Origin of the sequence: Okeania sp. SIO3I5, assembly GCF_010672085.1 — a bacterium.
Lineage (GTDB): Bacteria > Cyanobacteriota > Cyanobacteriia > Cyanobacteriales > Microcoleaceae > Trichodesmium.
The window spans coordinates 1-1,609 of record NZ_JAAHHT010000511.1; the positions used below are offsets into that span (position 1 = coordinate 1).

The window sequence follows — 1,609 nt, forward strand, 5'->3', positions numbered from 1 at the left end:
TTGACATACTCCCGACGCTCCCCTACGGGAGAGCGCGGGATTCTTCAGCCAGAGAAAAACTGACCGCAGTTTTAACAGAAGTGATGTCCTCCTCCTGTGTTGACAACAATCCTATTTTTTGTATTAGGAGTGCTGAATTATAGTCTCTGTCTAGTTCCTGTCCACATTTAGGACATGAATGCCAGCGTTCTGATAAACTTTTAGAGACTTTATTCAGACATTCCCAACAATGTTGAGATGTACCTTTGGGGTCTACTTTGATAATTCTTTTGCCAAGTTTCCAGGCTACATACTCTAAAACCTGAACAAACTGGCCAAAAGCTGCATCTTGTAGAGACTTATTTAATCCTGACTTGGCTGATTGACCATTGGGTAAGAATTGACCATTATCACCTAATTTAGCTTTGCAACGCCTGACTAAAGAAGCTATTTGCAGGTCTTCTACAAAAATCACACTTACATCTGAAAACAAGTGATAAGCTAGCTTGAATTGCCAATCCAAACGTTGTCTAGCTATTAATTGATGCACTCCCGCTATTTTATGTTTGAGAATTTTCCAACTCTTTGAATGTTTTGCTTTTTGAACTAATCTTACTTGTAGTTTAGACAAGCGATGCTCAGAGGACCTGAAAAACTTCGGGACTTCTATAAATTCACCATCACTGGTAACAGCATAGTGCAACAATCCTAAATCAATACCTTTTGAATTGTCTAAAGTGGGTTGAATTTCTGCAACCTCTACAGGGACGGTCTTATCTTCTATCGTGAAGTTGATATAGTATCCATCAACTTCACGAATTACTGTACCTGTCTTAACCTTGAATCCTACTGGTATTTGGCGATTGAATACTAAAGGGACTAAGCCAATCTTTGGTAAATTGACACAATACCGACCATTGGCATTTTTGACAATATTGGCATTTGATAACTGAGGATAGCTGAAGGAATTATAATAATGTTTCCCTTTGAATCTAGGTCTACCACTGGTTTTACCATTTTTATCAGGTAAGGTAAAGTTATCCATTGTTGTTTGTACTCTTTGGATAACATCTTGTAAAACCTGAGAGTGCATAGACTTATACTCAGGGAATAGTTTTTTAGTCTGTGCTAAATTCGCTAGTTGAACAGACTCCCAGACAATATAACCATTTATTATGTTGGGATGTTTATCCCCTTTGTTGGTTATCGAATTACCATTACTATCCTTTTTTCTACCGTCGCGGGTTTGTATCCTAAATTCAGGGATATTCTGATATATGCGTTCTACAGGTACTACTGAAACATTAAGAGGACAAGCATTTACTGGTGTGCGCGTGGCTTCAAACCAGTTTAACCTTTCAGCCAAACGGTAATTATATTGCCGTCGGGCTAATTCCAACCAATTAGCTATAATTACCGTTTGGCTTTTATGAGGTTTGAGTTTGTACTTATATTTCAGTAGCAAGGAAGAATGTACCATAATTTCTCAGTAGTTATTATAATGGCTGTGTGTATAATTGTCAATAGCTATAGCAAACAGGATCTTGTGAAAACCGCACACCCTAGCCCGGCTCTCATCCCGACGCTCCCCTTACGGGAGAGCGCGGGACTTCCCGCCGGGGGAGTTAAA

General features: G+C 39.2%; 1 protein-coding gene. It reads right to left on the reverse strand.

The features are described from left to right. Positions 1 to 22: 22 nt before the first annotated feature. Positions 23 to 1,459 (reverse strand): RNA-guided endonuclease InsQ/TnpB family protein, encoded by a 1,437-nt coding sequence (locus F6K40_RS40105; protein ID WP_293145886.1) that lies wholly within the window; start codon positions 1,457 to 1,459, stop codon positions 23 to 25. Between the last annotated feature and the right edge of the window lie 150 nt (positions 1,460 to 1,609).